Origin of the sequence: Collimonas sp., assembly GCF_039923675.1 — a bacterium.
Taxonomy (GTDB): Bacteria; Pseudomonadota; Gammaproteobacteria; order Burkholderiales; family Burkholderiaceae_D; genus Collimonas.
The window spans coordinates 1-24,633 of record NZ_JBDTCG010000101.1 but is presented as its reverse complement, the minus strand read 5'-3'; the positions used below and the strand labels follow the sequence as shown (position 1 = coordinate 24,633).

At 58.1% G+C, this 24,633-nt stretch carries 25 protein-coding genes; 11 read left to right on the top strand and 14 right to left on the bottom strand.

Annotated features, from left to right (window positions below; genetic code table 11):
• Window positions 1–90 precede the first annotated feature (90 nt).
• Entirely contained in the window at window positions 91–1,065 is a 975-nt protein-coding gene (locus ABI171_RS23080; RefSeq protein ID WP_348094887.1) for a carbohydrate kinase family protein, read from the bottom strand.
• The gene (locus ABI171_RS23075) at window positions 1,062–2,195 is read right to left on the bottom strand and encodes a nucleoside hydrolase (protein WP_348094886.1); all 1,134 of its coding nucleotides are present in this window, start codon (window positions 2,193–2,195) and stop codon (window positions 1,062–1,064) included. The genes ABI171_RS23080 and ABI171_RS23075 overlap by 4 nt, the downstream gene beginning before the upstream one ends.
• A 215-nt stretch (window positions 2,196–2,410) precedes the next feature.
• Between ABI171_RS23075 and ABI171_RS23070 the strand changes: the two genes are divergently transcribed.
• The gene (locus ABI171_RS23070; RefSeq protein WP_348094885.1) at window positions 2,411–2,608 is read left to right on the top strand and encodes a hypothetical protein; all 198 of its coding nucleotides are present in this window, start codon (window positions 2,411–2,413) and stop codon (window positions 2,606–2,608) included.
• 41 nt (window positions 2,609–2,649) lie between these two features.
• Here ABI171_RS23070 and ABI171_RS23065 read toward each other — a convergent pair whose 3' ends face one another.
• The gene (locus ABI171_RS23065; RefSeq protein WP_348094884.1) at window positions 2,650–3,762 is read right to left on the bottom strand and encodes an esterase-like activity of phytase family protein; all 1,113 of its coding nucleotides are present in this window, start codon (window positions 3,760–3,762) and stop codon (window positions 2,650–2,652) included.
• A gap of 168 nt (window positions 3,763–3,930) precedes the next feature.
• Here ABI171_RS23065 and ABI171_RS23060 point away from each other — a divergent pair, with 168 nt between their 5' ends.
• On the top strand, window positions 3,931–4,680 hold the full coding sequence (locus ABI171_RS23060) for a GntR family transcriptional regulator (RefSeq protein ID WP_348094883.1): 750 nt from the start codon (window positions 3,931–3,933) through the stop codon (window positions 4,678–4,680).
• A 128-nt stretch (window positions 4,681–4,808) separates the two neighbouring features.
• Here ABI171_RS23060 and ABI171_RS23055 read toward each other — a convergent pair whose 3' ends face one another.
• Entirely contained in the window at window positions 4,809–5,633 is an 825-nt protein-coding gene (locus tag ABI171_RS23055) for a hypothetical protein (protein WP_348094882.1), read from the bottom strand.
• Window positions 5,634–6,131: 498 nt separating this feature from the next.
• Here ABI171_RS23055 and ABI171_RS23050 point away from each other — a divergent pair, with 498 nt between their 5' ends.
• A complete protein-coding gene (locus ABI171_RS23050; RefSeq protein WP_348094881.1) occupies window positions 6,132–6,974 on the top strand; it encodes a hypothetical protein in 843 nt (280 codons plus the stop codon).
• A 147-nt stretch (window positions 6,975–7,121) separates the two neighbouring features.
• On the opposite strand, the gene sctC is transcribed toward ABI171_RS23050, so the two are convergent.
• The 10 genes from sctC to ABI171_RS23000 all read right to left on the bottom strand — a co-directional run bounded on the left by sctC (window position 7,122) and on the right by ABI171_RS23000 (window position 16,588).
• Window positions 7,122–9,014, bottom strand: coding sequence for a type III secretion system outer membrane ring subunit SctC (sctC, locus tag ABI171_RS23045; protein WP_348094880.1), 1,893 nt, complete (start codon window positions 9,012–9,014; stop codon window positions 7,122–7,124).
• A gap of 46 nt (window positions 9,015–9,060) precedes the next feature.
• The gene (locus tag ABI171_RS23040; protein ID WP_348094879.1) at window positions 9,061–10,521 is read right to left on the bottom strand and encodes a helix-turn-helix transcriptional regulator; all 1,461 of its coding nucleotides are present in this window, start codon (window positions 10,519–10,521) and stop codon (window positions 9,061–9,063) included.
• Window positions 10,522–10,664: 143 nt separating this feature from the next.
• Window positions 10,665–11,558, bottom strand: coding sequence for a type III secretion system export apparatus subunit SctT (gene sctT, locus ABI171_RS23035; protein WP_348094878.1), 894 nt, complete (start codon window positions 11,556–11,558; stop codon window positions 10,665–10,667).
• Window positions 11,559–11,622: 64 nt separating this feature from the next.
• Window positions 11,623–12,108 carry a hypothetical protein gene (locus ABI171_RS23030; protein ID WP_348094877.1) on the bottom strand — a complete coding sequence of 162 codons (486 nt, stop codon included), beginning with the start codon at window positions 12,106–12,108 and terminating at the stop codon, window positions 11,623–11,625.
• 9 nt (window positions 12,109–12,117) lie between these two features.
• A complete protein-coding gene (sctN, locus tag ABI171_RS23025; RefSeq protein ID WP_348094876.1) occupies window positions 12,118–13,440 on the bottom strand; it encodes a type III secretion system ATPase SctN in 1,323 nt (440 codons plus the stop codon).
• A complete protein-coding gene (gene sctL / locus ABI171_RS23020; protein WP_348094875.1) occupies window positions 13,437–14,219 on the bottom strand; it encodes a type III secretion system stator protein SctL in 783 nt (260 codons plus the stop codon). Before sctL ends, sctN begins: the two co-directional genes overlap by 4 nt.
• On the bottom strand, window positions 14,204–14,911 hold the full coding sequence (locus ABI171_RS23015) for a type III secretion protein HrpB4 (protein ID WP_348094874.1): 708 nt from the start codon (window positions 14,909–14,911) through the stop codon (window positions 14,204–14,206). The genes sctL and ABI171_RS23015 overlap by 16 nt, the downstream gene beginning before the upstream one ends.
• Window positions 14,908–15,678 carry a type III secretion inner membrane ring lipoprotein SctJ gene (sctJ, locus tag ABI171_RS23010; RefSeq protein ID WP_348094873.1) on the bottom strand — a complete coding sequence of 257 codons (771 nt, stop codon included), beginning with the start codon at window positions 15,676–15,678 and terminating at the stop codon, window positions 14,908–14,910. The genes ABI171_RS23015 and sctJ overlap by 4 nt, the downstream gene beginning before the upstream one ends.
• 9 nt (window positions 15,679–15,687) lie before the next feature.
• Window positions 15,688–16,107 carry a hypothetical protein gene (locus ABI171_RS23005; protein ID WP_348094872.1) on the bottom strand — a complete coding sequence of 140 codons (420 nt, stop codon included), beginning with the start codon at window positions 16,105–16,107 and terminating at the stop codon, window positions 15,688–15,690.
• A 10-nt stretch (window positions 16,108–16,117) separates the two neighbouring features.
• Window positions 16,118–16,588, bottom strand: coding sequence for an HrpB1 family type III secretion system apparatus protein (locus ABI171_RS23000; protein WP_348094871.1), 471 nt, complete (start codon window positions 16,586–16,588; stop codon window positions 16,118–16,120).
• A gap of 296 nt (window positions 16,589–16,884) precedes the next feature.
• Between ABI171_RS23000 and sctU the strand changes: the two genes are divergently transcribed.
• From sctU to hrpD5, 8 genes are all read left to right on the top strand, one after another.
• Window positions 16,885–17,952 carry a type III secretion system export apparatus subunit SctU gene (sctU, locus tag ABI171_RS22995; RefSeq protein ID WP_348094870.1) on the top strand — a complete coding sequence of 356 codons (1,068 nt, stop codon included), beginning with the start codon at window positions 16,885–16,887 and terminating at the stop codon, window positions 17,950–17,952.
• A 5-nt stretch (window positions 17,953–17,957) separates the two neighbouring features.
• On the top strand, window positions 17,958–19,886 hold the full coding sequence (locus ABI171_RS22990) for an FHIPEP family type III secretion protein (RefSeq protein ID WP_348094901.1): 1,929 nt from the start codon (window positions 17,958–17,960) through the stop codon (window positions 19,884–19,886).
• Window positions 19,887–19,888: 2 nt separating this feature from the next.
• Window positions 19,889–20,512, top strand: a complete 624-nt coding sequence (gene sctP / locus ABI171_RS22985; protein ID WP_348094869.1) for a type III secretion system protein SctP — start codon at window positions 19,889–19,891, stop codon at window positions 20,510–20,512.
• 26 nt (window positions 20,513–20,538) lie between these two features.
• Complete coding sequence (gene sctQ / locus ABI171_RS22980) at window positions 20,539–21,675, top strand: type III secretion system cytoplasmic ring protein SctQ (protein ID WP_348094868.1); 1,137 nt, start codon at window positions 20,539–20,541, stop codon at window positions 21,673–21,675.
• The gene (gene sctR / locus ABI171_RS22975; RefSeq protein ID WP_348094867.1) at window positions 21,659–22,306 is read left to right on the top strand and encodes a type III secretion system export apparatus subunit SctR; all 648 of its coding nucleotides are present in this window, start codon (window positions 21,659–21,661) and stop codon (window positions 22,304–22,306) included. The genes sctQ and sctR overlap by 17 nt, the downstream gene beginning before the upstream one ends.
• A 4-nt stretch (window positions 22,307–22,310) precedes the next feature.
• On the top strand, window positions 22,311–22,571 hold the full coding sequence (gene sctS, locus ABI171_RS22970; RefSeq protein ID WP_348094866.1) for a type III secretion system export apparatus subunit SctS: 261 nt from the start codon (window positions 22,311–22,313) through the stop codon (window positions 22,569–22,571).
• On the top strand, window positions 22,511–23,455 hold the full coding sequence (locus tag ABI171_RS22965; protein ID WP_348094865.1) for a hypothetical protein: 945 nt from the start codon (window positions 22,511–22,513) through the stop codon (window positions 23,453–23,455). Before sctS ends, ABI171_RS22965 begins: the two co-directional genes overlap by 61 nt.
• A 143-nt stretch (window positions 23,456–23,598) precedes the next feature.
• On the top strand, window positions 23,599–24,630 hold the full coding sequence (gene hrpD5 / locus ABI171_RS22960; RefSeq protein ID WP_348094864.1) for an HrpD5 family protein: 1,032 nt from the start codon (window positions 23,599–23,601) through the stop codon (window positions 24,628–24,630).
• Window positions 24,631–24,633: the final 3 nt, after the last annotated feature.

The following is a 24,633-nucleotide window of genomic DNA, read 5'->3' as shown; positions in this document are numbered from 1 at the left end:
GTTAGTTGATTAGGTTGAATAATTGAGTTGAATAATTAAGTTGATAATTAAGCTGAATAATTGAATTGAAAGGCAGAAGAATTGGCCATGTCAATAATCAGGTAATTGATCTGCGGCCAGCAAGGCTGACACCGCCTCGCGGTCGGGCAAGCCGGAACGCGCTCCGACGGCCGTCACCGAAATAGACGCGGCGGCGCAGGCAAAACGGGTGGCCTGCATCAACGATCGGCCTTCCAGCAGCGCGGCGATAAATGCGCCGTTGAAGCAGTCGCCGGCGCCGGTGGTATCGACGACTTGCGTCCGAAAAGCGGATTGCTCAACCATCTGCTTACGGCTGACCGCTATAGCGCCAGCAGCCCCGCGCGTCACCACGACCATGGACGGGCCGCGCTCAAGCAGCTGGCGAACGTTGGCGGCCGTTGGCAGCTTTTTCAATATGTCTGAGAAACTCCGCTGGTTCATGAATACGAGATCGGACAAGGCCAGCAACGCGTCGAGACCAGCCGGCCCATTCACCATCGCGGTTTCGATGTCGATCGAAACCGCCGTGCCGGCGCTATGCGCCAATTTGCTTAGTTCAACAAATTCTTCCAGATCGTAGGGCATCGCATGCACCATGCGGCTGTCGACCAGCGCTTGCGATATGGTTTCCGGATCCAGTGCCGGCCCCGGCATCGGTTCATACACCACCGCTTTTTCACCAGATTTATCCAGCATGATCAGCGCATTGGCCGAAACTTTTCCGGGCATGCTGCGCAGATATGCCGTCGTTACGCCGGCGCGTTGAAATTCCGCCCGCAGAAACTCGCCGGCTGTATCGGCTCCGATGCGGCCGTAGCTCGCAGCCGCTACGCCCAAGCGGCTGGCGGCGCACGCAACATTGGCGACGGTGCCGCCGGCAAACGCATCGAGCCGCCGGCCAAGGCATTTCTGATCCGCTCTTGGTACGGCGTCGACCGCGATAACCGTATCCAGGTTGGGGTCGCCAAATGCCAGCAATCCGAATCGGCGCAGATTGCCATCGCCGGCGCTGGTTTTAACGCTGGTTGTAAATATATTGCTCATTGCGCGTGCGCTCTTTCGCTATTCGTGGTTCGGGGACGGGTAAGCAGATCGACAGTCAATTGCTCGAAGCGCGGCACATCGATTTCTTCAATCACCAGCACCGGCCGTTCGCCGAGTTGCGGACCTTTTCCCAAGGCCCAGCTCAAAGTGTTGCCATAACCGGCGGTAAAACTGGTATCGACGTCGACCAGCACGGTTGCGCTTTTTGTCACGATGCTGGGATCGATCCAGGCCATCGCCGCCAATTCATCCCACATTGGAAACGGCTGCCCGTACTGTCCGATATAGCGCGCGAAGGCGGTCTTGCCGTTCGCAATCCGCGCCAACAGCTCGGGCCGGAACAAGGTTGCCGTGGTCGGATCCACAGGAATCTGCACCACCTGTTTCCACGGTTCATGCAGCACCATCGAAGCGGCCTCCGGGTCCCAGCGCAGATTGAATTCGCGCCGAGTGTCATGCCGATATTCGTCAGCGAAGGCATTGGCCGCAGGCACCGGACGGAAACTTCCTCCCATGAAAACCAGTCCCTTGGCGAGCGCGGAGAATGAGGAATCAAGACGAGCCGCCACCGCCAGATCGGTCAGCGGGCCGGCCGCCCAGATCGTCACCGCCCCCGGGAATTCATGTACCTTGCGAATCATGAAATCGACACCGGGTTCCGTTGCCGGCTTTATCGTAGCCATTCCTTCTGGCTGGGCCGGGATCACATACGGATCGGCGTGACGTTTTTTGTCTACCGGGCTGGACCAGGCGCCCTTATAGAGTAATTCGCCGTACATACGCTCCCAGCGCTGCGTTTTTTCGGCGCTGTTAAGCAACGGGAACACCGTCCCGGCGTACACAGGAACCTCGGTACGGCCCGCGATTTCCAGTAAACGCAATGTGTGCTGGATGTTTTCGTCGCGCCAGCCATCGCCGCTGCCGACCACGATGCCAAGCACCTCGACATCCGGCGCCTGCAACAACATCAGTATCGATTGCATATTGGTGCCGCCAGGTCCATACGCGTCTTGGCTGATGATCAGCTTGCGCTTGCCGGTATCGGCGTTCGCGGGCAATGCCAATATCGCTAGCGAAAGCACTAGCGACGCTACTGCCCAGAGCAATATCCGATCCAAAGTTGTTTTCATTTTCAAACTCTCATGTATTGATCACGCCGCAAGATCAGGCCGGATTTTCGGCGCCGGCTGCATAGCGTTTATCAGCAATATCCATGCCAGATGGTACGAACCACTTTTCCTTATAAATTCCTTATAACCAACAATATCTATATATATAAGCTTTCTAAGCACACGCAAAGCTTACAAGATAAATATGACATTATCATGACTGGTACGAACCATTGATGTTTTATCTGACCGGAATAGCTGTGCAGAGGCGCTCCATCACCACGCCATTGCCGGACGCGCCCATGGAAAAGATGCAAAAAAAGGGAGGGAAAGATCGATATCGCTGGTTGATCGTCAAGGCGACGATCAGAGGCCAGTCATATAGTCAGGCAGGCGGTGGAACGATTGTCAATTTGAAAAATACTGCGGAGTAAAAATCACGGCACCGCGCCAGCCAAGCGCTGGCAAGAAATTGTCAACGCGCCTGCTGCGGTATCACTTCAAATGCAAGAAACTGCGTTACCTGCGTCGCGTTGAAATTATTATCTGAAACCAGCACCAGGCTATCGTGACCGTTGGCCAGCCGCGGTCCCCATGCGATACCTTCCAGGTTATCTACATACGGGAGATTGCTTTCATTCAGATTCAGAATCAGATGTTTTTTTACCGGCTGATAGGCCGCGCCCTGCAATGATGCAATGGCGCCGATATCAGTTGCCTCGCTGACATCCATTTCATAGATCCGGATATAAAATTTGAATACGCCTTGGCTATTCTGAACCCCCGCGCGTTCCAGCACCAGTAATTGACGGTCGTTGATGGCCAGAATTTCGGACACGCCGTTGTCGGCATATTTACCGGCCGGCGCAACCGGAATGGCGTCGAGCGGATAAGCATATTGTCCAAGCGGTTTGCCTTGACGCGTGTATTTCGTGATGCGCGCCATCGCGCCAGACTGCACGCTGGCCAGCGGACCGTCCTGATATAAGGGCGCTTCCATTCCTACCCACAGGTAGCTGCCATCCGGCGAAAAACTCAAACCTTCAAAAGACAGGTTATCGCGCGGCCCGAGTTCTCGATCCGTCGCGATATGAAACATCGGCGCCAGCGGCAGCGACGCCAGATAAGCGCCATCGCGGCTGGCCTGCTTGACAAAGGGTCCCATCCCTAGCTTTCGATAGCCTTCACTGGAATACCAGATGCTGCTATCTTGCGGATCAAAGCGGATCGACTCGATATCCGGCACTTCGCCGCCACGCCCTCCTCCGCGCTGAGGAAAATCAGCCACGCCGGGATAGAGGCTGCCGTCGACCTGCCTGAAATAGGTAACGCCGGTCAGCTCGACGGCATGGAAATCTTCGCTGTCATAGTCTAGGCGAGCGCTATAAAAACGCGCCGGATTGACTTCTGAACGATCATCGCTTTCCATCACCCAGCTGTTGGTTCGCGGATCATAGTCGATTCCGGACAAGCCGCCGACAATACTTCCCTTGAATGGATAATCCAAGGGAATGCGCTGCTCGCCAATGAAGCGTAAACTGCCGACACTGCGGCCGGCGGACGCCGGCTGCAAGCGATCGCCATCCATGCTTGCACAAGCTGCGCAAAGCAACACCAAAGACAGGCACGCGCTTGATGATATATTTTTGATCAGCATAGGATATGGCAATCTGAATGTGGGGAAGCAGCTGCCTGGCAGCTTAATGGAAATTTCGATAATTGACAATTGGTACGTACCATTATACCATGGGACGATATGATGAAAATCGACGATGCAACCGGATTAACCCTGCCGCGCTACAAATGGCTTGCCAATATTATCGGCACGACAATCGGCCAGGGCATGCTCACTGACAACCAGGCGCTGCCTTCCGAGCGCGAACTGGCGGAGCGCTATGAAGTCAGTCGCGACACCGTCCGCAAAGCGGTGCGCTATATGGAGGAGCGCGGCATAATTTACAGCGGGCATGGACGCGGAACTTTTGTGGCGCCGGCCATCGTGCGCGGCACCACTCGGTTTATTGACAGCTTTTCACAGGACGCAAATAACCGCGGCAGCATCGCCGGCCAGCGCGTTCTGAACGTCGAGCCGGTTGCCGCATCGATGGCGATCGCCGGCCTGCTGAACGTGAGGCCGGGCGATCCGTTGCTCCGTGTATATCGGATCCGCCTGATGGACAATGTGCCGGTTGGTTTGCACGATGCCTATTTTGTATTGCCGCTGGGAGCAAAAGTCACGCTCCCCCAGATAGAGCGCGCCGGCTCTTTGTACAAGTTGCTGACTGAGAAATTCGGATTTGCGCCTGCCGAGGCGGTCGAAAATCTCAGCGCCGGCGCCGCCGAACAAGAAGATGCGCGTTTACTGGACATCCAGAAGGGCGATCCTTTGCTCGTTTGCGAAAGAATCACCTTGTCGGATCGACGCGAGCCTATTGAGTATTGCTTAATGAAATATTTATCCAGCTATCGCTATAAAACGCGCATCGCAAAACGCAGCGGCGATTGATTTTCCGCGAGCAAGTTCTGTGCGTCTTGGCTACCCCGAGTACGCGTCTTTGTCATTCCCGCGAACGCGGGAATGACAAAGAATCCAATTGGCGAACTGCATAAAATCTACACAACCGACACTCCAATCTAGCTTGCCAGCCCGGTATAACGTGATAGCGCAAAAAAATGTTCTTTGGCGCTATCCAGCGCCGTCCCGGGCCCTTCTTCATGAAAGCCGTTGCACCACGCGAAATAAGCCATTTTCAAGTGCGGCAACAGCTCGACGCCGGGATTGCGCGCCAACGCCATCGCAGCGAGTAGTGCTTTAGCGGGGATGGTTGCCCGGCATGCGCCGGTTGGCAACGGCTTGGCAATTTCTGTACGTTCATGCGCAGGCAGCATGCGCTGCGCGAGTGCGGCGATTTCATCGATATTGCGCGGCAGCGGCATAGCGAGCGGAGCGACCGCGATCAGATAATTGGCGGCCCGCAGCGCTTGCTTTTCGGCCTCGCGCCGAATACTGGACGTGTCAAGCCTGGCGCCCCGCACAGGCGCCTCAAGTAATGCACTCAAAGCAGCTTCACCGGTGACACTGCCTGCCAGCATACGCGCCAGGTGAAAAGCATCTCCCGCAGCCGCCAGCGGCTTGCGCGCCATGATCAGACTATACAGAGCCGCCAGCGCCGCAGCACAGTTGCTGCCGAAAAGCAGATTCAGCTTACCTGCAACAAACTCCGGATATCGTCTCGCTGCGAGGCCCTTGGCGCCGGCCGCATCGAATGATACGCCGAGCCGCGCATGCAGTAGAGCAGCCATCTCGCGAACGCTGCCGAGCCGTGCAATGGCGCCGCCAGGGTTGAACAGTACGGAGATCGTTGCCTCGACGCTTGCCTCGGGCAGGACCGCCGCGAGCGGGGCAACCATTGCCGTGCCGGCGGCGGAATGCTGGGGCGATGAGAGATGCAAGGACATAGCGATCACCATAAGAAGTCGAGAAAAATATTTCCTGAGCAGATAGAAATATTGTTGCGGGTACGGCTTACAGCTTGACAGCTGCATCGAGTGATTCGTCCATCACTGCGAAACTGCGGATTGGTTCCCGAAGCGATATTGCGCACAGCCGAGGCGAACGCCGCTTCGCATGCATGCCTCAAACTTCGCGCTTACGACCTACTCCACAACTGCAAATCACCTAATCTGTGTAACGGAATGTAGACGTGCGACGGAATTTTCGACTTCCGCCGCATGCGCTGCATATTTTCCGTACATGCATCGTCACCAGAACGACAAGATGAAGCACGCGAAGCCGTAGTTGTTCAACACCATGGCGGCACATATGGCCGCAATTAATTCAATTTCTAGCCAAGGAGGTGAGCCCCGCTTTGAAGAAAATACAAGAAATCATTTGACCGCATCGTTAAACGCGGGGCTATGCCTCGTATCTGGTAATCAATCTAATGGGGAAACATTATGAGCATTTTTTCAAAAATCAAGCACGCTTTTGAGAAGGTCGGCCATGACATCGAAAATGTAGCCAAGGCCGCTGTCCACGACGTTGAAGGCGTCGTCAAAGCAGTGGAAAAGGACGTCGGACACGTCTTGCAAGATACGATGAAGATGACGCAAGCGCTGATGGAGGGCAATTTCAAGGAAGGCTTGCAGGACTTTCTGAAAGTTACGGATGACGTAGTCAAGACCGGCACCGATCTGGCCACGTCGCAAGCCAAAATGGTAATGAGCATGGCGGGCGATTTGCATATATCCAAAGGATTCGACAAATTCGTCAGCGGCGCTGAAAAAGACCTCAAGACGGTTACTGACGACGTCGAGAAAGGCGTTGACTCGACGGTCAAGACCCTCGCCGATTCCACAGTCGGCATCGCCACCGGTTCGGTTAAGATGCTGAAAGATCTAGCCCATGGCGACCTGAAGGCAGCGATGGGTGACATGGCAAAAGTGGGTGAAGATGTGGTAACCGTCGCGGCCGACCTGACGCCGGAAGGATTGGCGGTAGACATGGCGAGCCAGGTGATGGTGGCCGCGCATATTGGCAACGCCAAGATCGACGACCTGGTGGCCGGCGCGATGCACGGCAACGTAGGTGAAATGGTCAAGGGCGCCGAAAAATTCGCCAAAAGCGAAGTGGTTTCCAAAGTTGAAGATTACGCTGTAACAAAACTGGCGTCGAATCCAAAAACTGAGGATGCGGTTTCGAATGCACTGCCGTTTCTGTTATTGGCGCCCGATGTCAGCCGCAATCACAAAAACGCCGACAACGAACGCTCATCACATCAGAAGCACGCATTCGCATAACCCACAATTGATCTTATGGTACTTGACCTGGTGCCGGCAATGCGAGGTCAAGACTGCCTGGCATAAAACAAAGCATCCTTCCTGCGAAAGCACGAAGGATGCTTTTTTATGCTGCCGGTTATTTCGAGACTGTCATTCTGGACTACGCTAGTGAACTGAACTGGTCGAAACATTAGCCGCGGACGGCCCCGACACCGCAATGATGCGCGGCGTCAGCAGGAACAGCCGCTGAAAACGCTGGCCCTGGTGGTGCTTGAAACGGAACAAGCCGCCAATCAACGGGATTTTCGACAAACCCGGCACCGCAGTTTCCGCATGGTCATCCTGATCGACGGAGTAACCGGCAATCAGCAGACTCTCGCCATTGTTCATCAATGCCTGCGTATCTATGGTGCTGTTGCTGACAATCGGCAAGCTGCCAACCTGCTGCGTGCTCAACTGACCGTCCTCGATGTGCACGTTAAGATGAATCTGCTCATTGCTTGAAGTAGGCACGATCATCGGTAACACCCTGAGCGATACACCGGCCGATACGCTATACAGGTCAGCAGACTGGTAGCCGGACACCGGCACATAGAAGGTTTGCTTGTTGTCCATGATGGCTTCAACGTTGTCCAGCGTCTCGACTTTGGGGCTGGCGGTAACCCGTGCCTGGTCGGTTTGCTGGAGTGCAGTAACCCGCCCCAGCAAATAACGTCCGGCGCCGCCGATCACTGCTGTCATGACGCCGCCTACCGGTGTGGAAAGTATCGCCCCGGTGTTGGTCTGATTGGCCGGATTGCCGAAACCCTGCGGATTGAGGGAGTCCGGATTTCCAGTCTGGGCCATGGCGCCATTGCCGGTCTGCACATCCATGTGACCGGAATGCAGCCGCCAGTCGACGCCTAGCTCTTTTAACGCATTGTCGGTGATCTCGATGATAGTCGCATCGATTTCGAGAACCCCGGGCCGCTGGTCCAGCGATTCGATCAGTGCTTGGAAAGCCGGCATGTTTTCGGCCCGGTCGCGGATGAAAATCGCATTGCTGCGTGGATCGGCTTCAATCACCGGTCCGGCAGACGCCGCGCCTTGTTGAACGGTGCTAGCGTCGGTATGGCCAGCCGCGGCGCCACCGGGGAGCGGCGGCACGTCTGCGGCAGACTGGCGCGCATTATCGCCAAAGGAAAGCCCAGGCAAGGTCGGGACCGGGGGCCGCCCGTTAGCGCCGGACGCTAGCGCATTGGCGCCGTTGTTACCGCTATTGCCGTTGCTGCCGAGACTGCGCAGACTCTTCATGCGGTAGGTATCACGCGGCGCCGGAGCGGTATCACCAGCTGCCGGCTGGCCGCCATTCGCCGCATATAGACCGCGCAACAGCGAAGCGACACCGCGCACTGTCACACCCTGGCCGTCGATGGTGACGGTACGGTCGGTGGCCCAGGCATAGCTCAGAGGAAAACGTTGCACCACAACCTTGTCACTCGGCGCTGAAGTTTGATCGATCAAGTGGGCGACATCGGACACCAGTTCTACGTAGCGTGGCGGCCCGGATACGATCACCAGCCCTGTTTCGCCGTCATAGCGGACCGGAAAGCGCCGATCCGCTATGCCGAGGCTGGCCAGAATCCGGCGCAACTCCGCCACATTGCTGTGTTTGAGACCGATGGTCGCATTGCGCGCCTCGTTGGCGCCGGCGATACTGAGCACCGCGCCGTCGTAATACCAGATAAAGCCGAATGTATTGGCCATCTTGTCCAGGAACTGCTCCGGAGAACTTTCGAAACGACCTGATACAGAACCTTCGACATGGGGGGAAATCGAAGTCATGATATTTTCGCTGGCGCCAAAGTCGCGCAAGACGTCCTTAAGATCTTTATGGTCAGCCACGTACTGGAATCTCGGACTTTTCCAGACCAGCGGTTGAGCCCCGGCGCCGGCCGCCGCCACACATAGAACCAGCGGCAATACCCAGGAGATTTGTCGATACAGCGCGCTGCGCTGTGTGCGCAAAGGCGAAACCGCACTGTGCGCTTGCCCGCACTTCAGAGGAGTGTTTGTCATGGAATAGGTATGAGTGAAGGGCGGCTCGAAGGAACCGCCCCGTGGTTCAGCCGTAGATAGTCTCGGATGGCGACTCGTTGAATTGCCTGCGATAACCCTTGGCCAGCGCCGAGCGGCTGCTGAGGCCCCAGCGGCTGGCCGTATCGAAGATCGACGCTCCGGCCCAATCGCCGTCAAGCAGATCGTTGCGAACGCCGTCCAACCGCAGGCTACGAATCACGTTGCTGGGCGATACGCCGATCGATCTTTTGAAGGCCAGCTGCAAGGCGCGCTCGGTGACATCGACATGTGCGGCAACTTCGCGCGTGCTCAGATTTGCCCGGTTCAGATTATCGACGATGTAGCGATATGCGCGCCGGTATTTTGCCGGCAGCCGCGCTGAAACATCATCGCTCGCCGCCGTTCCGCTGTGCGTTCCGCCATGTATCTTGTCGAGCGGCCTCACCTCAACCGCCTCCAGGCGCAGGCAGCGCAACGCCTCGCTGGCATATTTCGAATAGAACTGCAGCGCTTGGGCTGGATTGCCGCGCCGCGCCGCAACCTTCGATGAGGCATACAAGTACTCGGCATTCCAGCGCCGCGTTCCTGCTTCTCCTTCAGACCGGTTGATCTTGACCAGAACGCGATCAGCTATGTCGTCGAGTCCGCCCGCCAGCGCCGCCAGTATGACGTCGAGTTTCGCGAGGAAACCCTGGCCGGCACCGCCGAAGCGCTGCGGTTCCTCAATTGCGAAAAAAAGCCGGTCCGCCGCGCTAGCGTCGCCTTGCACCAGACGATCCAGCAAATTAAGATATTCCCGGCGCTGCGTCAACAACAACGGCATGGGCGACATTACAGCAGTCTCCTCATGCACATGACGCATGCGAACCGCGCGCTCACCGGCCGACTGCATGCTGGCGCTGCGCGCCGAAGTCCAGAACGCGTGATCGCCCAAGGTTGCGGCGCCACGGATTTGCAACTGCACGTCAAACTCTCTTGCCAGCAGCGCTACCAGCAAGCGCCAGCCAGGCTGGCGATGTTGGTCCGCCAGCTCCGCGGCGCGCAACAGCGCGTCATCCGCCGCGGTCTGATGGCCGATTTGATGCTGCACCAATGCAATCCCCAGCAAGCCTTCCAGCACATCGCTGGCGCTGGCGGCCTCGTCGTTGCACATGCGCGTAAAACATTTCGCGCTGGCGCTGTAACGATCGCGCAACATCAGCTGCCAGCCGGTATTTCGGCAAGACATGATGCGCAGCTGGTCGCCATTGGCCCCGAGCAGTTTTTGGGCGCGACGATATGCCTCTTCGGCGTCCTCGTCATGGCCAAGCAGCAGCGACGAATCGCCCAACGCAATCAGGCGCGCAATATCGTCAGATGTCAGCTCGCGGCGGCTACATTCAAGCACCTCGTCGACCTGGCAATAGGCCCGATCGAATGCGCTGTCAAGCAATGCGGTGGAATAGGCGGGAAGTTTATCTTGCAAGGAAAGCGCCGAAGAGAGCGCAAAATAGACGGTGGAAAACATGAACGTTACTCCAGTGTGGGTTGTCAAAAAAAATCAGACGTTCCGTTGCCGGTTGCCGAATGAATGACACCAGCGACAAGTACATCTTAGGCGAAAGCAACTTCGCAAATTTCAACAAACAACATCTGATTCCACAACAATCTTCACTTCTTCAATGTATTTCCCGACGTCGATTTATCTTGCGAGTTATCTTGCGAGTTACCTTGCGAACTATCTTGCGAGTTACCGACCATCCCTGCACTTAACGCCCGACCGAAACCCAGAAATTTGATATCGTTTACAACCTGTCCGGCAAACACCGATGTCAACGCGATGACCATCACCAGGCCGACCGCGCCGCGCAGCGGCTGGCTCAGCGAGTTCGGTTCAAGTTTATCTGCTGCGCGGGAAATCAAGCCTATGCCGATTTCGATCAATACCAGCACCAGCATGATTGGCGTGCCGAGTTTAGCGATGCCGATCCAGAGCGAGTCCGTACGCTGGATCAGGAATGCCTCTGCGGTGCTTGAGAGCGATGGCATAAGCTGCTCCACCGGCCACCATTTGAAGGATTCGAACAGGGCGCCGAGTATGAATATCATGCCGCCGCCGACATAAAACAAGGTGACCACCAGCTGCATCAGCACGGTTGACACCGGCGTGCTTTGATCGCCGCGCAGTGGATTGCTCATCTGAATATTATTAAACCCTGCCAGATCGTCGATCAGTGTGCCGACGCTCTGCGCGATCCAGAAAGCCGTGGCTGCGGAATATCCGAAGGCCAGGCCAAGGAAAGCCTCCTTTGCCGTCAGCACCAGCAGCATCGCGCTGTTTAGATTTTCGAAGGCTTCGGGATTCTGTCCCGCTGTCACGAAATAGGTGAGCAAATAGATGACGCCGTTGCGGGCGATACCCGGTATCGCCTGATCGCTGGTAGGCGGAAATACGAGAAAGACAATCATGATGCGCATGCCGGCGAGCAGCATCATGACGATCAGATTGTGATACGCCGTGTACAAGGACAACAGCGTATTGCTTAGAACCGTTAATTCATTCATGGTTATCTGCCTTAGGGGGTTCCAAGAGTTTCGTCGTTGCGCGCAAACACAGAGATGATGCGAGTCACCTTAAAGCGCGCCGCGCCAGCAGCGCTTCAATGGCTTCCTCGTCGGCGCTTTCCTCGCGGCGGCGACGCGTGTCGTCTTCAATCTGTTTCAGCTTGCGCTGGCATTTGTCGAGCGCAGCATCTATGCGAGCCAGCTTGGTACGCACTACCGCGACCTTGCGCTCGTGTTTTTCGAGGGCGTCATGCACCTGGCGCTCACGGGCTTGCTTGGCCTGGACTTCGCCGCGCAAATGGCTGCGCCAGGCGTCATGGCTTAAATACAGTGCCGCCGACAAGCTTCCAGCGAGCAGTTCTCTCAAACCATCTTCATGGATGCGGCGGCGCTCGCAAGCTTGCGCTGTTTCAGCCGCAGCAGCGTTGTGCGCCGCCTCGGCCGCCAGCATGTCTTGCCTGACAGCTTCGAGTTCATCTTTTGCGCGCTGCTGCCGGCGCATCTGTGCGGCGACGATTGCCCGCCAAATTTTTGCGGCATCAACGCTCATCGCACGCCATCAGCTGGAAAATTGCGAAACGATTGCATGGGTATGCGATCCCGGCGCCTCTTCGTCCGTGCTCTGGATCAGGAATTGCTCGATTGCGTCGTGATGCGAGATAGCCTCGTCGGCCAGTGGATCGGTCCCCTGCTGATACTCGCCGATCTGCAGCAACAACTCGATCTCGTTGAATTTCGACATCAGCTTGCGTATCCGGCCGGCGCCGTTGCAATGCGCGCTGCTCGCAACCAGGGTCATGACCCGGCTCAAGCTGTTGAGCACGTCGATCGCAGGATAGTGATTACGGGCGGCGATAGCGCGCGACAGAACGATGTGACCGTCGAGGATGCCGCGCACTTCTTCGCTGACCGGATCATTGCCCTCTTCATCCTCGGCCAGCACTGTATAAAACGCCGTGATCGAGCCCACTCTGCCCATGCCAGCACGCTCCAGCAAGCGTGGCAACTCGGCAAAAATGGAAGGAGGAAAGCCGCGCCGGGTCGGTGGTTCGCCAGCCGACAAGCCGATTTCACGCTGGGCGCGCGCAAAACGCGTCAACGAATCCATCATCAGCAACACGCGCATACCTTGATCGCGAAAATATTCGGCAATCGCAGTGCCCACATAGGCGGCCTTGGCGCGCTCGATCGATGAACGGTCCGAAGTCGCGCATACCACCACGCTCTTGGCCATGCCTTCCTTGCCAAGGATCAGTTCGATGAACTCGCGCACCTCGCGGCCGCGTTCGCCGATCAGCACCACCACATTCACGTCGCAGTCCGCGCCGCGGGCGAGCATGCCGAGCAGCGTGCTCTTGCCGACGCCGGCCGGGGCGAAGATGCCGACCCGCTGACCTTCGCCAATCGTCATCAAGCCGTCGATGACGCGCACGCCGGTGTCAAGCGGTTCTTCTATCATGCGACGGGTAAGCGGGTCCGGCGCAGGCGCGATGACTGAACGGAATTCCTTGGTATCGATGGCGCCGAGCTGGTCCAGCGGCTCGCCCAGGCCGTCGAGCACGCGGCCCATCAGCGCCGGGCCTACCGGCACCGACAATGGCCGGCCCTGTCCCACCACCCGGGTTGAACGCGATAAGCCGACTACGCTGCCGAACGGCGCCAGCAGCGCGAACTGGCGGGTGAAGCCGACCACCTCGGCGCGCTGCACCAGGCGGCCATCGGCTTCGCGCAGCTCGCATAACTCGCCGAGCGTAGCGTCCAGACCGCCCACTTTCAGTAAAGTACCTATGGCTTCGACTACCTTGCCGTGCTGCTTGAGCATTGGTGTCGCGTCGAGCGTGGCGTCCAGCTTGTCGAGAAAGCTATCGAATCCGCCCATCATTCCATGCTTTCATATTCGGCCATCGCATCGTCGAGATCCGGCGCGGGTTCTTCTTCGAATTGCTGGCATTGGGCGAGCGGCTCAGGGACTAGACCGGTAGCCAGGCCGGCAACCAGCCCAGCAACTGCACGCCGCAGCGCATCGACATGTAATGAGAGGCTGCCGTCGATCACGCCGTAATCCCACTCGCAGACGCAGCTGCCCGGCGGCAGATCGGCGCGTCCCGCGACTTGCGGATTAACGCCCCATTGGTTGGCGCTGCAGGCCGCGCCGAAAGCCTCTCGTGCAGCCTCCAGGTCTTGAGGTGCGACCTGCACAGTCAAAAAGGACGAATCGGCCAGAAGCCGGTCGACGGTTCCGGCAACCTGCGCGAACAGCGCCTGGGGATCGGCGGCTCCCAGCACGCGTTCGACGGCGCCGGTAACAATCTGAACGATCCGCCCACGGCTGGCGCTGAGCAGCTGATGCTGCGAAGCCGCCTGGTGCAACATGTGGGTGTGCACCTCTTCCATCCCGCGCCGGCGGCCGGCCGCATAGCCCAGACGCGCGCTATTGTCGAAACGGCGCTGCGCAGCTGCTTCAAGCGCATCTGCTCGTTGCTGGGCAGCGGCTACGATGGCCTGGGCAGTCGCCTCGGCGTCCGCCTGCAGCCGGACATGACGCCGTTCGAGTGCGCCATGCGCTTGATCGAGGGCTATCACGCTGGCAAATTCCGCGCTGCGTATCACGTCTACGTCGGGTCCGACGGACGCTTGTTCCGAGCTTAGCCAAATAGCCATTGCATCTCCGGGAAGAACGATCCTAGTTTCGAAAAAAAGCGCGCCGATTCGGAGCTGCCGGAAAGCTGGCCGGACGACTGGAGTTTATCCCGGCTTGTGCCTGCAATCTCTGCCATGTCAACCTTGGCAATCTCCTCCGGCGCCAGCGCAAAATTCACCAGCGCAGCCGCAGCCGGGGCCAGCCCGGTATCCTCGGACTGGATCAGTTGCCAGCCGTCTGCCGCCAGCGACGCTGCAGTGAACGACTCCGGCAGTGGCGGCGTAGAAGCAGTGACAACCGCATCTCCCTGCTGCAGACATTCGAGAGCACGTGCTCCAACCGCAGCCAGCAGCTGCTCACGCTGGCTGCGCGCCACCACCCGGCGCAAGCTGGAGCGTGACCGGTACAGCGCGCGCGCCGACAAGACCTTGCGCAAACCGGCGCCGTCCAGCAGGGCTAGCCGGTTGACGCTCACGCTCAACTGATCGATTGAAATAGCGCCTGGCAGCCACACATGCCGCGCGGCGAGCCATGCCTGGGCAGCGGCAGGAGTGCAAGCCCGGCGCCAGCGCTGGCAATGAAGTTGCGCCTGGCGCGCCGCCTCCTTGCGCACTCTTGTTTCGTATTCGCCAATCCAGACATGCAGCTGGGCCAGCGTCGCTGGGCTGCCTTCAAGGGATTTGCCAGCGGCGCCGGCTTCATCGGCATTCACGACGGCTTGCTCCGTGAAACCAAGGCGCGCAAGCCGCCTGGCGCCAGCTTGCGGAGCAGACCGTAGCGTCTGGCGGCAAACGCCAGCGCTGTGGCCAGGATTGCCGCTAAAAGCAGCCCTGCTACGATCAGCCAGGCATCGCCGGCGTTGCGGCGCTGCGATCCAGAGGCCGGCAAATCGGCGCCGGCCACCATTGTTACGCTAACGTTGTCGTAGGTCAGCCCTTCCACCGCATGCACCACCAGGTTCTTGATGCTGGGCACCAGCGAGGCGACATCGGTGCCAGGCAAATACTTGACGAACACGGCCGCAGAAGAAGGCTTGACTTCGTTCGCCAACGGATCGTTATTCGGCAAGACGATCTGGACGCTGGCGTAACTGACACCGTCGATCCGTGAAAGCACCTCCGATAACTGCTGCGATACTCCATAGATAAACCGCACCCGCTCTTCGGTAGGTGTGGAGATCAAGCCATCCTTCTTGAACATCTCACCGAGATTTTCGTGTTTCTGATGCGGCATTCCCTGCGACCGCAGCACATTGATGGCCCGCGCAAAATCCCGTTCTTCTGCTCTCACCGCCCAGCTTTTTCCGCTTTCATCTTTCTGCTTGGATGCGGAAATACCGGCATCGAGCAGTGCCGCCAGCATGTCGTTGGCGTCAGCCTCGGACAATTGCGCAAACAGCTGCTCGCTGCAACCGCTGATGAGCACGACGCTCAGCACAGCGATGCAGAGCCTGCGGACCAACGATGGATAGTGTGGCATCTAGCTCTCCTACTGATTCTTGACCAAAGTCTGGATGGCGCCCTTGCTGCCTTGCGCCAGCGTTTGTCCGAGATAGAGCTTGGCTGTCAAGGTGGCAACATCGAGCTGTACCTTTACCGATTGCGCCACCACCTCTTGCATGCTCATCTTGTCGGCGCCCGCCGCGAAGGCATCGACCTTCCCGGTCAAAGTTCCCATGGCCTGGTCTTGTTGCGTAATCATTTGGGTTACCGCAGACGGTCCCTGGAAGTGCGTTACGCTTTGCGGCGAAAGACGCGCTTGATCTAACTTGGTGCGAAACTGTTCGACCAGATCGGCCCGTGGCGCCGGCGCCGCCGAGGCTGCCGTGCTTTCCTTGACTGCGCTGGCGCCACCCTGCATTGCAGGTGTACTTGAAATCGGCGGTAGTGGTGGAATTGCCATACTCATATCAATCTCCTTAAGCGCGCAGATGCCGGCGCTGTAGTAAAAATTGCAACTGACTTTTATCAATCTGCGCCACAGGCGGCCGCTTCGCAGTCTTATCGCCTGCCTGCCCCATCAAGGTAGTCATAAGCTCGATCGAGTCGGCGTCTTCCTTGCCCGACATGACCTCATTGGCATAGTGACGCCAGGATTCATCGTTCTGATTGGCCAGGCAGATCGCCAGCAGCGAACTGACGTAAGGCCCGAACGATCCTCGCAAAGGCTGCTGTTCGAGCTCTCGCAACAGACGCACGGCGTCGGAAAAACGCCTCTGACGGATCAATATCCAGGCGTCGTAGGCACGCAATTCGATAAACCCCGGCCGCATCAGGTGAACCGCCGCCAGCAGGCGTTCGGTTGGCTCGATATAGTTGTGCTTGGCGCCGAACATCAATAGTTCGATCAACCCCGTTAACAGCTCGTTACCGCAATTTCCCGTCTTCATTTCCGGCTCCTCGAAGAAAACCACCGTACGCCGCCTTAAAAACAGCACGCACTGCACGGCAGGTAGTAACAGAAGATAAATCAGCTTCGTAGCCGTCACCGCCGCAGATACGAACCTACATCGCAACAAGCGAAACATCGCATTGCATGGCAAAGGCCGGACCAGGATATCGCTGCAATCTCCCGGGGACGGCAATATCCCCTGTTTCGCCATAACGTGCATCGGTTCGCATCCACGCTGTTATCGCCCCCTGGTCAGCTCAATAATCACTCCACACATTATTTCGGTATGCCCCCATGTCCGACGAAAAGACCGAAGAACCCAGCGACAAGAAACTGACCGACGCCCGGCGCGACGGAGAAACGTCGAAAAGCCAGGATTTGCCGTTTGCAGCAATTCTGTTCAGTGCGGCGATCGGTTTTTCGCTGGGCGGACCAGCCATGACCGAACAATTGCGTTTGCTGCTGCGCATGGGGCTTGATGTTGCAAATGCACAATCGGAAAGCTTTAGCTATACCGATGCGCTGGTGACTGCCGGCACCCGCGGCTTGGCTATTTGCCTACCCATAGCGCTGCTGGCCGCGCTGATTTCAGCTGTGGTCATTGCAGCGCAAGTCGGATTGCAACTTGCCTTCAAGCCGCTGGAACTGAAATTCAATTCAATCAACCCAGCGTCGGGACTGAAGCGGATCTTTTCGATGCGCTCGATGATCGAGCTGGTCAAAACCGTGGTCAAAGCTTGCATTTTGGGCACGGTGCTGTGGAAAACCGTGGTGATGCTGGTGCCCTTGCTGATTGGGGTGGTCTACCAGCCGATCCTGGGATTGGATAGCATCGCCTGGGGCGCTTTGTGCAAGATGCTAGCCATTTCTGCCGTGGTTTTTTTAGTGATAGGCGCGGCCGATTTTGCTATCCAACGCTGGTTGTTCATCCGCGACCACCGCATGAGCAAAGATGAAGTCAAACGGGAGAACAAGGAAAGCAATGGCAATCCGGAAATCAAGCAAGAGCTGCGCAAACTCTCAAAAGAACTCGCCAACGCGCCGCAGAAATCACATGTAGGACAGGCGAACGTGGTGGTGGTCAATCCGACCCACTACGCCGTCGCCCTGCGCTACGTGCCTGGAGAATGCGGTTTGCCGCGCGTCATCGCCAAAGGCACCGATGAAGAAGCGCGCGTCATCCGCGAATTGGCGACTCTGCATGGCGTTCCGATCGTCGGCAACCCGCCATTGGCGCGTGCACTGTATCTGGTTGCCCTGGAAGAAACTATCCCCGAACCCCTTTTCGACGCGGTGGCAGCAGTGCTGGCCTGGGTTGACGATATGGGCAAAGGCCACACCACAGCTGTCAATCCAGCTTGAAGGAGATTTACATGAAATCGTCGCGCCTCTTCAATATCAGCGGCGAAGTCGGCATCGTAGCGCTGGTGATCGCGGTTATCGCCTTGATGATCCTGCCTTTGCCCACGTTCCTGATCGATATGCTGCTAGGCTTGAATATCACCATCAGCATCGTGCTGCTGATGGTGACAATGTACATTCCCAGCGCCACATCGCTGTCGGCTTTTCCTTCCCTGCTGTTGTTTACCACCCTGTTCCGCCTGTCGCTGAACATCGCCTCGACCAAATCGATCTTGCTTAACGCCGAAGCGGGCCACATCATCGAGAGCTTTGGCGAACTGGTGGTCGGTGGCAACCTGGTGGTCGGGCTGGTGGTGTTTCTGATCATCGCAACCGTGCAATTCATCGTTATTGCCAAAGGCTCGGAACGGGTGGCGGAAGTGGGTGCGCGTTTCACCCTGGACGCCATGCCGGGCAAGCAGATGAGCATTGACGCCGACGTCAAGGCCGGCAATATTTCCGTCGACGACGCCAGGCAACGGCGTACGCTGCTGGCCATCGAGAGCCAGCTGCATGGCGGCATGGACGGCGCGATGAAATTCGTCAAGGGCGATGCGATCGCCGGCCTGGTCATCACCATGGTCAATATCCTCGCAGGCATGGTGATCGGCGTCAGCTACCATGGCATGAGTGCGGGCGAAGCCGCCAACCGCTTTTCCGTGCTTTCAATCGGCGATGCGATGGTTTCGCAAATTCCCTCTTTGCTGATCTCGGTCGCGGCCGGCATCTTGATCACGCGCGTGGCCGACGAGCATAGCCGGCCGCGCTCGCTAGGCATGGATATTGCCTCGCAGCTGTCAACCAATGCGAATGCCCTGTTTAGCGCTTCGGCAATGTTATGCGGGTTCGCATTGGTGCCAGGTTTTCCGACCACCTTGTTTCTAGTATTGGCGGCCGCAATTTTTGCCGGTGGCTATAACTTGCGACGCAAGCAGCAGCAAGCCAAGCCTGATTCCGGCACCGAACTCTCCGCTCTGCTCACCGACGGCGTCAAAGGGGGCGCGCCCAGTATTGCGCAGCACGCGCCGGCGTTCGCCGTACCATTATCCATACGCTTATCGAAAAAGCTCAGCGGCAGGCTCGCCGAGACGGCCTTGAATCTGGCCCTGAACGACATACGGCTGCGGCTGGTGGAAGAACTCGGTCTGCCTTTCCCGCGCACCGCGGTGTGGACCGCTCACGATTTGCCTGGCCTGTCATACCAAATCCTGCTGCAAGAGGTGCCGCTGGCGCCGGTAGAGATGCTGGAGTCAGTCACTCAGCGCGAAAAGGCACTGGCCGATGATGTGTTCGATTCGGTGCGGCGTGAAGCGCATCTGTTCGTCGGGTTGCAGGAAACGCAATGGATACTGGACCGTGTCGGCGCCGAATATCCGGGCTTGGTGGCCGAGGTGCAGAAAGTCTCGACCGTGCCGAAGATAGCGGAAGTATTCAGGCGTCTTCTCGAAGAACACGTACCGATCCGGAATATCCGGGCAATCCTGGAGAGCCTGGTGGCATGGGGCGCCAAGGAAAAGGATGTTCTAATGTTGACCGAGTACGTGCGTGGCGATCTGGGCCGCTTCATCGCCCACCGAGCGACCGCAGGCACCGGAAAAATGCAGGCGATCATGCTCGACGCCGATGTCGAACAGACGATTCGCCAGGCTATCAAGCCCACCCCGGCCGGCAATTTCCTGACACTTGAACCGCAACAAATCGACGCCCTGCTGGAGTCGGTCCAAGGCGCCATCGGCAGCGAACCTGCGGTCGGCCTCGCGGTTGTTACGGCAATGGATATCCGACGCTATTTCCGGCGCATGATTGAACAAGGTTTTCCGGCATTGCAGGTGTATTCCTTCCAGGAACTGGGAGCGGATGTCGAGCTGCAGCCGGTCGGCGTGGTCAATCTCTAGCCATGAATAACCGCTTCCGGCAGGCACGCGAATTGCGGGTCCTGCGACTATCTTCTGAACATTCCGACACGACTCAAAGCCGGCCCGCACGGCAGCGGACAGCACGTTTCGCCACACTTCTCGGCGCCGCCCGGCAGGAGCTGACAGACGGCGCCCGCGCAGGCTCCGAAGATCGGTCGACGGATGACGACGCCGACCCGCGGGACGATGCTTCGCCAGTCATGCCGGACCGGAATAGCCCGGCTGCGGCAGCTCACGAAGCCGAGGCCGGCAACGACGCTGAACGGGATGGGCTCGCCGCGCTGCGCGCGCACATGATCCGGCGATGCTCGCAGGCGACGGAGGCTGACCTGGTGGTCGAGCATCTGGCTGAGCGTGTCGCAAACTTCTGTGCATCACCGGCGGTCAAGAGAGGCGGCACCTGGGAAGTAGCCATCGTGCTCAATCCGGCCATCCTGCCAGAGACCAACCTGCATTTAAAACTTTCGCCATTCCGGCTGTCGCTTCGCTTCGAGTCCAATGATGCGCGCGCCAATGACCTAATCTGCCTGAACACGGACGCTTTACTACAGCGTCTGCGTTCCCGGCTCGACGCCAGCTTCGATATCGATATTGAGGCGGCTTAGTGTCCTCAGAAAAGAGATGGATTCTTATGCATAAGCAAGTTGCGGAACAAGTTACGGCGCAAGTCCAGGCAACACCTATCGGCAACCACTTACGCACATATCCGGCAACGCTCGCCAGTCTGTCCCGTGGCTTATTCGATGCGCGTAGCGCGATGCGCATTGCGGCCCGCGCTGCCAGCATCGAATTGCGTGCGATGCCGGCCGCAGCGGTCAACTTCAAGCGCCCTGCAACGCTGCGCCTGGATTCCGCCTACGGCGTCTTGACCGCGCGGATCGATCTGGCCGGCTATCCGGCGCTTGAAGCGATCGCGCTCGATAGCAACCGTCAAAGAAATACGGCGCTGGCTAATCTATGGCTGGCGCCGCTGCTCGAAAAGCTGGCGGCGAACGGCTATCCGCAACCAACTGTTGCGGAACTGGTGCTGGCCGACGAATCGACCCCGCCGCAGGGCTTGGCCTTTGAATTCAGGCACACATCGGCAGACACCTGCTCCGAGATTACCGATGCTGCCGTCATTGTCGATCTGCCGCTGTCGCTGGCGATGCTGCTCGAGCGACGATGGCTAGCTGTCACCGGCGCCATCCAAGCATTGCCTGTGCTGTCCCTGCCCACGCATCTGCGGCTGCGCAGCCGCAATTGCAGCCAGGCCTTGCTCGCGTCCTTGCGCTGCGGCGACATCCTGCTCGGCTGGCAGCCGCGCGGAAATCACGTGCGCGGCGCATCTATCGACAACGTCACGCTGCGCTGGGGCGTCGGCAACGGCTGGTGCGCCAGCGCGCAGGCCAGCGTCGCAGCCCACACCATTACTCTGGAGAACAAACCTATGACGACCACCTACAATCTAGACAACGACCTGCCTGCGGAGCAAGAGGTGGGACGCGCGGGAGAAGCTGGAGAAACAGGAGAAGCAGCGCCGCAGATTGATGTCGGACAGCTGGAGATTCCGGTCCATCTTGAAATTGTCACGCTCAATTTGCCGATAGCGCAAATCGCCGCGCTGGAACCCGGTTGCATCCTCGAGCTTCCAGTGCCGGTGGACGACGCCCAGATCCGGCTGGTTTCGCATGGCCAGGTTCTGGCGTTTGGCGAACTGGTAGCAGTCGGCGGCCAGTTGGGCCTGCAAATCCACCGCATGGCAGAGCGCAATGACCGGCTCTCCTGACATCGCCTCGCTGCTGATCGCAGCGCTCGCCCTCAGCATCTTGCCGTTCGCCGCGATGGTGGTCACCTCGTATACCAAAATCGTTGTGGTGCTCGGCCTGCTGCGTAATGCGCTCGGCTTGCAACAAGTGCCGCCGACCTCGGTGCTGAACGGCGTCGCCATCATTATTTCGTGCTTCGTGATGGCGCCGGTCGGCATGGAAGCTGTTAAGCATGCGCAGCTCACCAGCGAACAAACCGCCGGATCGCAAATCATGCCGTTGTTCGACGCCGCACGCGAACCGTTCCGCGCCTTTTTGCGCAAGCATACGTCGGAACGCGAGAAGGCATTTTTCATGCGTTCGGCCCGCCAGATCTGGCCGCCGGAACGCGCCGCGGAACTGAAACCGGACGACTTGATCGTGCTGGCGCCGGCTTTCGCATTAAGTGAGCTGACGGCAGCTTTCAAGATCGGCTTCCTGCTATACCTGTGTTTCATCGTGATCGATCTGGTGATCGCCAACGTGCTGATGGCGTTGGGGTTATCCCAGGTCAATCCTAGCAACGTCGCGATCCCGTTCAAGCTGCTGCTGTTCATATCGCTGGACGGTTGGTCCACTTTGGTCCACGGACTCATATCCACTTATCGGTGACGCCATGGAATACGACGCAATCACTCACATGACAACGCAGGCGTTGACGCTGACCCTGCTGGTATCCCTGCCGGTTGTCGGCGTTGCTGCAATCACCGGCCTGGTGGTTGCTTTTCTGCAGGCGGTTACCTCACTGCAGGATTCCAGTATTTCGCAAGGCATTAAAATGATAGTCGTAACGGTGGTGGTGGTTATCAGCGCCCCATGGGCCGCCGCCGCAATCCAGAACTATGCGCGTTCGGTGTTCCAGGTGATATTCCCATGAGCATCACACGCATCGGCAGCTGGGGCAGTCTGAGCCAGGTGGAAGATGAGGAGGCGATCCAGCAACCAATTCAACTCCCGGTTCCCGGCCACCATCGCCACCGGGATTCTGCCCTGCGCGCCAAGCGGAAGTCGGCCCGGCGCGGCGCCAGCGGCGATCCGGAGCAGCTGGAATCAGACGCCATGAGCGACGATTTGCTGATGATGCTGGAAGAGCATACTTCTTCGAAACGAACAAAACTCAGCACAGTAAATCTCCGCCAATCCAACGACGATGGCCGGCCATCCGATCGCGACCGCCGCGAAGGCCGCCGCGACAGTGCAAGCACTGCCGGGCGCATGCAAGTCGATGCCGCGGGTGCGGAGCGCACGCTCGACACCATGCGCGCCGCCAAACGTCCAATCCGGGAAGAAGCGCTGTTACTCGGCACCTGGCCTTTGGCGCATGACACCAAGTCGCTGTTGCGTAGCCAAGCGGCGGCCGAAACAGCATTGCTCGGAGTTCGCGACAACTTGGCTACCGGCAAGGCGCAACCGGGAACGACTTACAGAATTCTGGCAATCATGCGCGAATTTTTGCAAATGCCAAGGACAGCGCGCACACAAGCGACTACTTTGCACATGGTGCGCGACCGTCTGGTGGCACTGGTTGAACCGGAAAAGCAACCTGCATCGGCAGCAATTAAAAGCGTCGATCCATCTTCCGCATTCAGGTTTTTACGGTCCGGTTCGACACCCCGCCGAGTACATGCTCCTGGCGCTGAAACAATGAATCTGCTGCTGCCGCTGCTGCTGCTGAACCTTTCGCGCAAGCGTACAGACGAGGAATGCGCAAATGGTATCGCGAAGATTTCCGCACTTATCAAGCGCGGCCGCGGATGGTAATTAAGTTCGTTCGCAAGCCAATAAATTCGCGCTTCGGCTCAGACCGGCAAAACGCAAAGATAGACTTGTATCAAAGCAGTAAGGTAGAAAGCGGCAGCAGCCGGATTGATCCTGATTCAACAGTCAAACAAGAGAGTTAGTCCATGAATAAACAGATTCGCATATTGACTGGCCATCACTCAGGAGCGGTGATCAATCTGGCCATTGGCGATACCTCGATCGGCTGCGACGCCACGTCTGAAATTCACATCTCGGACTGGAACGCACCGACTATGTTGCTTACGCTGGATGTGCAAGGCAAGGTCGCGATAGGCGCCTCGAATAACAGCGAGCCGCTGGCCCAAGCCCAGCTGGAAGATTTTGAGCCGCGCAGCTTCAGCGATATTGTTCTCTGCGCAGGACCGGCCGATGCAACCTGGCCGTCCGACATCAGTTTGCTGCGTTTGGTGTGCGCTCAGCAAACTGAGCAGCCAACTGAGCAACAAGCCATGTCCGAAAATTTTCCGGACCAGGCGCCGGCATCTCGGCATCCAGTCAAGGCCGTCCCCATCTGGGCGCGCCACGGCACCATCAGCTGGCTGGTCCTGGCCTCGTCGCTGTTGGCGGCGGTGACAGCCACCGCCATGATCGTGCCCGGCGCGAATCCGCTGCGCAGCGTCGTCCTGCCACAACCGCAGGCGTCGCTGGAAAGACTGAAGCTGGCCGTGGCTCACTTGAATCAAGACGGCCTGACGATTACCGAACAAGACGGCGTGGTCAATGTCAGCGGCATCGTCAAGCAAGAAGCTGCCGCAGCCAAGATCTATCAGGCAGCGCACGCCTTCGCAGCAGGGCATTTAAAGTGGAACGTCAGGGCGGCAGACGAAGTGGTGCGCGATCTCAAGGAATCATTGCGCGCCCCCGATGTTAGCGTGCAATACAAGGGCGACGGCGTGTTTGCAGTGACAGGAACCGTATTGCACCCTGAGGCTGTTCATAAAGTTATAGAGCAATTCCGCGCCGATCTGGGACCGCTGGTCAAACAGGTCGATGTCAATGTCTTGCGTGCCGATGAAATCGCGACTGCCAAGGACATCGGTTCCGCGCTGGCAGTCGACGGCCTGCAATATTTCGCGTCGAGCGACGGCACGAAGAGCTTCGTTTCGCCGCAACACGCTTCGCTCCGTTTCCAATGAGGT

What these genes read in the sequence shown, in the direction of transcription:
- ABI171_RS23075 (WP_348094886.1), bottom strand. Translation starts at nt 2,195, where the DNA reads ATGAAAACAACTTTGGATCGGATATTGCTCTGGGCAGTAGCGTCGCTA.
- sctN (WP_348094876.1), bottom strand. Translation starts at nt 13,440, where the DNA reads ATGATGGGCGGATTCGATAGCTTTCTCGACAAGCTGGACGCCACGCTC.
- sctL (WP_348094875.1), bottom strand. Translation starts at nt 14,219, where the DNA reads ATGGCTATTTGGCTAAGCTCGGAACAAGCGTCCGTCGGACCCGACGTA.
- sctT (WP_348094878.1), bottom strand. Translation starts at nt 11,558, where the DNA reads ATGAATGAATTAACGGTTCTAAGCAATACGCTGTTGTCCTTGTACACG.
- ABI171_RS23070 (WP_348094885.1), top strand. Translation starts at nt 2,411, where the DNA reads ATGTTTTATCTGACCGGAATAGCTGTGCAGAGGCGCTCCATCACCACG.
- sctQ (WP_348094868.1), top strand. Translation starts at nt 20,539, where the DNA reads ATGCATAAGCAAGTTGCGGAACAAGTTACGGCGCAAGTCCAGGCAACA.
- ABI171_RS23040 (WP_348094879.1), bottom strand. Translation starts at nt 10,521, where the DNA reads ATGTTTTCCACCGTCTATTTTGCGCTCTCTTCGGCGCTTTCCTTGCAA.
- ABI171_RS23005 (WP_348094872.1), bottom strand. Translation starts at nt 16,107, where the DNA reads ATGAGTATGGCAATTCCACCACTACCGCCGATTTCAAGTACACCTGCA.
- ABI171_RS23055 (WP_348094882.1), bottom strand. Translation starts at nt 5,633, where the DNA reads ATGTCCTTGCATCTCTCATCGCCCCAGCATTCCGCCGCCGGCACGGCA.
- ABI171_RS23060 (WP_348094883.1), top strand. Translation starts at nt 3,931, where the DNA reads ATGATGAAAATCGACGATGCAACCGGATTAACCCTGCCGCGCTACAAA.
- sctU (WP_348094870.1), top strand. Translation starts at nt 16,885, where the DNA reads ATGTCCGACGAAAAGACCGAAGAACCCAGCGACAAGAAACTGACCGAC.
- ABI171_RS23050 (WP_348094881.1), top strand. Translation starts at nt 6,132, where the DNA reads ATGAGCATTTTTTCAAAAATCAAGCACGCTTTTGAGAAGGTCGGCCAT.
- ABI171_RS23065 (WP_348094884.1), bottom strand. Translation starts at nt 3,762, where the DNA reads ATGGATGGCGATCGCTTGCAGCCGGCGTCCGCCGGCCGCAGTGTCGGC.
- sctR (WP_348094867.1), top strand. Translation starts at nt 21,659, where the DNA reads ATGACCGGCTCTCCTGACATCGCCTCGCTGCTGATCGCAGCGCTCGCC.
- ABI171_RS23080 (WP_348094887.1), bottom strand. Translation starts at nt 1,065, where the DNA reads ATGAGCAATATATTTACAACCAGCGTTAAAACCAGCGCCGGCGATGGC.
- sctP (WP_348094869.1), top strand. Translation starts at nt 19,889, where the DNA reads ATGAATAACCGCTTCCGGCAGGCACGCGAATTGCGGGTCCTGCGACTA.
- sctJ (WP_348094873.1), bottom strand. Translation starts at nt 15,678, where the DNA reads ATGCCACACTATCCATCGTTGGTCCGCAGGCTCTGCATCGCTGTGCTG.
- sctS (WP_348094866.1), top strand. Translation starts at nt 22,311, where the DNA reads ATGGAATACGACGCAATCACTCACATGACAACGCAGGCGTTGACGCTG.
- ABI171_RS23000 (WP_348094871.1), bottom strand. Translation starts at nt 16,588, where the DNA reads ATGAAGACGGGAAATTGCGGTAACGAGCTGTTAACGGGGTTGATCGAA.
- sctC (WP_348094880.1), bottom strand. Translation starts at nt 9,014, where the DNA reads ATGACAAACACTCCTCTGAAGTGCGGGCAAGCGCACAGTGCGGTTTCG.
- ABI171_RS22965 (WP_348094865.1), top strand. Translation starts at nt 22,511, where the DNA reads ATGGGCCGCCGCCGCAATCCAGAACTATGCGCGTTCGGTGTTCCAGGT.
- ABI171_RS23030 (WP_348094877.1), bottom strand. Translation starts at nt 12,108, where the DNA reads ATGAGCGTTGATGCCGCAAAAATTTGGCGGGCAATCGTCGCCGCACAG.
- hrpD5 (WP_348094864.1), top strand. Translation starts at nt 23,599, where the DNA reads ATGAATAAACAGATTCGCATATTGACTGGCCATCACTCAGGAGCGGTG.